This window comes from uncultured Abyssibacter sp., from assembly GCF_964000955.1.
Lineage (GTDB): Bacteria > Pseudomonadota > Gammaproteobacteria > Nevskiales > OUC007 > Abyssibacter.
On record NZ_CAXFCL010000045.1, the window covers coordinates 1 to 5,397 of the forward strand.

General features: G+C 65.9%; 6 protein-coding genes and 1 pseudogene. 4 read left to right on the forward strand and 3 right to left on the reverse strand.

The features are described 5' to 3' along the window. On the reverse strand, positions 1 to 595 hold a 595-nt coding region (locus ABNS06_RS01760), incomplete at its 3' end, for a LysR family transcriptional regulator (RefSeq protein ID WP_348672244.1). Positions 596 to 698: 103 nt separating this feature from the next. Here ABNS06_RS01760 and ABNS06_RS01765 point away from each other — a divergent pair. From ABNS06_RS01765 to ABNS06_RS01780, 4 genes are all read left to right on the forward strand, one after another. Next, positions 699 to 1,301 (forward strand): NAD(P)H-dependent oxidoreductase, encoded by a 603-nt coding sequence (locus ABNS06_RS01765; protein ID WP_348672245.1) that lies wholly within the window; start codon positions 699 to 701, stop codon positions 1,299 to 1,301. Positions 1,302 to 1,354: 53 nt separating this feature from the next. Next, positions 1,355 to 2,200 (forward strand): pirin family protein, encoded by an 846-nt coding sequence (locus ABNS06_RS01770; protein WP_348672246.1) that lies wholly within the window; start codon positions 1,355 to 1,357, stop codon positions 2,198 to 2,200. Positions 2,201 to 2,472: 272 nt separating this feature from the next. Next, positions 2,473 to 3,768, forward strand: coding sequence for an ammonium transporter (locus ABNS06_RS01775; RefSeq protein WP_348672247.1), 1,296 nt, complete (start codon positions 2,473 to 2,475; stop codon positions 3,766 to 3,768). After that, the gene (locus ABNS06_RS01780; RefSeq protein ID WP_348672248.1) at positions 3,768 to 4,442 is read left to right on the forward strand and encodes a hypothetical protein; all 675 of its coding nucleotides are present in this window, start codon (positions 3,768 to 3,770) and stop codon (positions 4,440 to 4,442) included. Before ABNS06_RS01775 ends, ABNS06_RS01780 begins: the two co-directional genes overlap by 1 nt. A 47-nt stretch (positions 4,443 to 4,489) precedes the next feature. Here the strand turns inward: ABNS06_RS01780 and ABNS06_RS01785 are convergent, their stop codons facing one another. Together ABNS06_RS01785 and ABNS06_RS01790 are read right to left on the reverse strand one after the other, a co-directional pair. Further along, positions 4,490 to 5,017, reverse strand: a complete 528-nt coding sequence (locus tag ABNS06_RS01785) for an NUDIX hydrolase (RefSeq protein WP_348672249.1) — start codon at positions 5,015 to 5,017, stop codon at positions 4,490 to 4,492. 76 nt (positions 5,018 to 5,093) lie between these two features. After that, positions 5,094 to 5,397: pseudogene (locus ABNS06_RS01790) on the reverse strand (UDP-2,3-diacylglucosamine diphosphatase); the annotation flags it as partial.

The following is a 5,397-nucleotide window of genomic DNA, read 5'->3' on the forward strand; positions in this document are numbered from 1 at the left end:
CGCGAATCACCAGTTGGCGATGACGTCGCAAATCCCGATAGTCCACGGAGCGCCCCAGGCGATGGAGCGGATGGTCCGGATGCGCGACGGGGATGAAGCGAACCTCGAGCAGCGGCTCGCCGGCGAATCCCACCGGCACGCTCGGCGAGATCGCCAGGTCAACGCGACGGGAGAGAATCGCCTCGTCAGTGCCGCCAAGTACGGATTCCTCCAGCTCGAGATGCGTCTCCGGAAAGCGCCGCGCGAAAACCTCGAAGCACTCAAGCAACAACCAGGTCGGAAAAATCACCTCCACGGCCAGACGCAGCGTGGGTTCCACACCGGCGGCCAGCTTGCACGCCCCTGCCTCAAGCTGTTCGGCATCGTCCAGCAGAGCGCGTGCCCGCCGCAGCAATGACGCACCGACCTCCGTCAGTTCCGCCTTGCGCCCCATCACCCGAAACACCTGAACGTCCAGCGTGCGCTCGAGCTTCTGAATCGCATAGCTAACCGCCGACTGACTCTTGTGCAGCTGCTCCGCCGCCTGGGCATAGCCCCCTGCCTCGACCACCGTCACCAGCGCCCGCCATTGCTCCAGCGAAATTCTCGTCGCCACGAATCAATCCAATTTTTCGATTAATTAACGCCAGTATATGCGCTTTTTTATTTAATTACATGATTGTTTAATGGCTGCCATCGCACTTCACCGGAGCCTCGTCATGACACAGATTCTCTTTCTCAGCACCAGCCTGCATTCCGACGCCGCCAGTTCCTCGCAGCTGGCAACGCAGTTCATCGAAGCCTGGCAAGGGCGGCACGGACCGGCCACAGTGGTCCATCGCGATCTCGCCAGCCAGCCCGTACCGCACCTGACGGCCGACCGTTTCGCCGCATTCGCCGTTCCCGCGGACGACCGCACGCCCGAGCAGGCGGCGGATGTGGCGCTGTCCGACGCGCTGATCGCCGAGTTGCGGGCCGCCGACGTCCTGGTCATCGCGTTGCCGATGTACAACTTCGGCATCCCGTCGACACTCAAGGCGTACATCGACCACGTCGCCCGCGCCGGCATCACGTTCCGCTATACCGAAAATGGCCCGGTCGGCCTGTTGCCGGTCAGGAAGGCATTCGTGATCGCGACCCGTGGCGGACGCTACGTCGGAACGCCGCGCGACACGCAGACGCCCTATATCCGGGAGTTCCTCAACTTCGTCGGCATCGACGCGGTGGAATTCGCCTACGCCGAGGGCATGGCGATGGGGCCGGACGGTCGCGACGCCGCGCTGCGATCAGCCCGCGAATCGATTGCCGAACTCGCCGCCTGATCCCACTGACACCGCAACTCTCGCTCCACCCCGGATGCATTTGGAGGTACCCCATGTCCGAACGTGAATTGGCCAACGTCATTCCATCGATGCCGGCTTCGGACGGCGCGGGCGTCAAGCTGCGCCGCAGCCTCGGAGCCACGCAGGCGCTTCGGCATGACCCGTTCCTGATGCTCGACGAATTCTTCTCCGACAACCCGGACGACTACATCGCCGGCTTCCCCTCGCACCCGCATCGCGGTTTCGAGACCGTCACCTACATGCTCGACGGCCGGATGCAGCACAAGGATCACCTGGGGAACACCGGAGACCTCGGACCAGGAGACGTCCAATGGATGACGGCCGCCCGCGGCATCATCCATTCGGAGATGCCGCAGCAGACCGAAGGCAGAATGCGCGGCTTCCAGCTGTGGCTGAACCTGCCATCCGGACAGAAGATGCAGCCGGCGAGCTACCGTGACATTCCCACCGGGGATATACCGGAAGCCGAATTTGCTGGCGGCCGGGTCCGCGTGATCGCCGGAGGCTGGTCGCACGCGGATCAACGCGTCGAGGGTGCCGTGCGGCGCGCGACCACCGATCCGATGCTGCTGGACGTTCACCTCGACGCCGGCTCGCGCTTCGAAGCCGACATACCGGCCGGCCACAACGCCTTCGCCTACGTCTACGAGGGCGAAGCGACCATTGGCGGAAAGGTCCTGCCCCGACGCGCCGCCGGCCTCCTGGGCGACGGCGACCGTGTCGAAATCCTGTCGGAAAGCGACGGTACGCGTCTGCTGCTGCTGGCCGCGAAGCCGCTGAACGAGCCGATCGTCCAGTACGGCCCGTTCGTGATGAACACGCGCGAGGAGATCGAACAGGCGCTGGCCGACTATCGGGACGGCACCCTGGCGGCCTGAACCTCGGGAATCGCGACTTGGCCCCGGCATTGCTTGCTGTTTCTCCCGAGCTCTAGAGCTCGGGGAATCGCGGCGCAGGCCGCGGTTTGGGAAGCACGCGTTGATTCCCTCAGGGGGTTCGGCCAATACCGGGGATTGGTCGGCAAGCCTTCACCGCCACGGGTGCCCGCTGGTCCGGCACCCGTGGCGATGGAGCACCGCTCGACACGCCTCGACCACGCCTGCACCTGCGTTGCGATAGCACGGATCGCCTACGAAGGAATTGCATGCGCATGAAACGCCTTGCCTGCTGTCTCGCCATTGCCGCATTCACCCTGCCGGCTACGGCCAGTGCCCAGGGGCTGCTTGAAAACCCTGCCGATCTGATCTGGGTCAGCGTCAGTGCGGCGCTGGTGTTCTTCATGCAGGCCGGGTTCGCGCTGCTCGAAGGCGGATTCGTCCGCACCAAGAACACCGTCAACGTCATCATGAAGAACTACGCCGATCTCTGCGTCGGCGTGCTGGCATTCTGGGCGCTCGGGTTCGGGCTGATGTTTGGCGACAATCCGAGCGGCTGGATTGGCGTCACCCATTTCGTGCCCGGCGATCTCACCGGCGGGGAAGCCGGATTCATGGTCTTCCAGATGATGTTCGCGGCCACCGCCGCCACCATCGTTTCCGGCGCCGTGGCCGAGCGAATGCGTTTCGCGGCCTACGCCATTGGCGCCGTCGCGGTCACCGGCGTGATCTACCCCGTCTACGGCAGCTGGGTCTGGGGCAGCGCCTTCGAGGGATCGGGCTGGCTGTCCGAGCGCGGCTTCATCGACTTCGCCGGATCCACCGTTGTGCACTCGATTGGCGGGTGGTGCGCGCTGGCCGCGGCGATCGTGCTGGGGCCGCGCCTGGGGCGCTTCGGTCCGAAGGGAGAGGTCCGCAACATCCCCGGACACAGCCTGCCCAGCGTCGCGCTCGGGGTCTTCATCCTGTGGCTGGGCTGGTTCGGGTTCAACGGCGGGAGCACGCTGGCGGCCGACGCGTCCATCGGCAAGGTGCTGCTCAACACCAACCTCGCGGCCGCCGCCGGTGTAGTCGGCACGATGATTCTGCTGACCGCACTCCGCCGGCCGGTGCTGATCACCAGCTCGGTGAACGGCGCCCTGGCCGGCCTGGTGGCCATCACCGCCGGCTGCGGCTCCATGGAACCGGTCTTCGCGGTACTCACCGGGTTCATCGCCGCGCCGATCGCCGTGTTCGGAGGTGATCTGCTGCTGAAGCTGCGCGTGGATGATGTCGTCGGCGCCATTCCCGTCCACGGGTTCTGCGGTGCCTGGGGCACGCTGGCTGCGGGCCTGTTCCTGGACGAGGGTCTGTTCCAGCCCGGCGTGATCACCACGCAGCTGCTGGGAATCGGCGCGGCCTTCCTGTGGGCGTTCCCGCTCGCCTGGCTTTGCTTCGCGGGCATCAATGTCGTGCTGAAGGTGCGGGCCGAATCGATCCACGAGCAACGCGGTCTGGATTTCACCGAGCACTCCGAGGTCGGCTACCCCGAGTTCCAGACCGATCTCCCCCACGCGGGTCGGAACGACTGATGGCCGCACACGACAACGCGCGCTACAGCCGTGAGCGCGCGGTGATCAGCGAGGTCCTGGGCTCCAAGCTGGACGCGGCCGGTGTCCAGAGCGCCCTGGATCTATGGGATCGCAAATTCGCCGGCCAGAAGTCGGTGCCGCTCATCGAGTTCGTCAACGAGATCGAGGCGGTGCAAGCACTGGAGGCACGGGAACGGCACGAGCTGCGGCTGGCGCTTTACAAGGGCATGATCCAGGCAGCGGCGGGACCAACCACCACTGCCGCGCGAGCCACCACCCGGGCCACGTCACCCACCAGGCCGCGCGTCGAGTTCAAGGGCACACCGGCCGAAATCGTGTTCCTCAAGATCGTCCAGTACTACGGCGAGCAATTGCGCGTGCTGGGGCCGGCCGTCATGCAGCAGTTCCTGTCCGAATTGCGTGCCGCGCTGGAAGAACGGCGCATGCCCGGCATGCTGGGCGACGCGATGGCGACCGTTGCGATGCGTGGCGCGGTGCCGGATGGCGTGCAGTGGGGCAACACCGCCCGCATGCACATGCTCGCGCAGGGGCTTTACGTCGCCGCGTGCAAGGCCGCCGGTCCGGTGCAGGCCGATCGCATCCTGCTCGGTGCGGTCAACCAGGCCAAGCAGCTGGAAGCGGCGAAGGTGTTCGCGCCCTCGCAGTTTCTCTAGGGAAGACGGGTGACACACCCCGCCGACCCGCCCCCTGCGGTGCGCACCTAGACCAGCTCCCGCTGGGCCCAGTAAATCCCGGTGTAGGCGCGGGGGTCGATGTACAGACCACGCCCGGCCTGTTCCGCCAGCCAGTCGTGCGCGGACGCCAGCGGCACGCGGTGAACAGTGATGTCCTCGCTGTCCAGCCCCCCGCCGTCGCCGATCCGGCGCAGGCCTTCGGCGACGTAGAACGCGTTGAATTCATTGGAGCTTCCGGGCGAGGTCGGCCCGCGATGCACGAGACGGACACGCTCGCAGGCGTAGCCGGTCTCTTCCTCCAGTTCACGAATGGCCGTGGCCTCCGCGGTCTCGTCCGGACCACCATCGCCGTCGATCAGGCCGGCCGGGAGTTCGAGCACGCGTCCCCCGACCGGAGGGCGGTCCTGCTCCACGAAAATGATTTCACCGGCGGGCGTCAACGCGATGATCTGCACGGCACCTTCCGGCGCGATCACACGCTGCACGAATTCCCAACGGCCCTTGCGAACCAGGCGCAGGAAGCGCCCCTCAGCCAGAACTTCGGTGTCAGTCATCCCCGAATTATAGGGAAGCTGGCCCGCCAACTCCGCCCCTTCCTGCTCATCGACGTCCGCCGCGGCGGACGCGGGCTCAGCCGGTCGCGACGGACCGGATCGGCGTGACCTTGTCGCTGCGCTGCACGCCGTCGTCGGACAGGTCGAGGATCTCCATCCGGCCGTCCACGTGTTCGACCAGCGCCGTGCAGGACTCCACCCAGTCGCCGGTGTTGTAGTACATCACGCCGTTGATGTCGCGGATTTCCGCGTGATGGATATGACCGCAGACGATGCCATCGAAGCCGCGCTTGCGGCACTCGTGCGCCACCGAATCCTCGAAGCTGGAGATCAGGTTCACGAAGCGCTTGGTCGTGTGCTTGGCGAAGTTCGACAGAGAC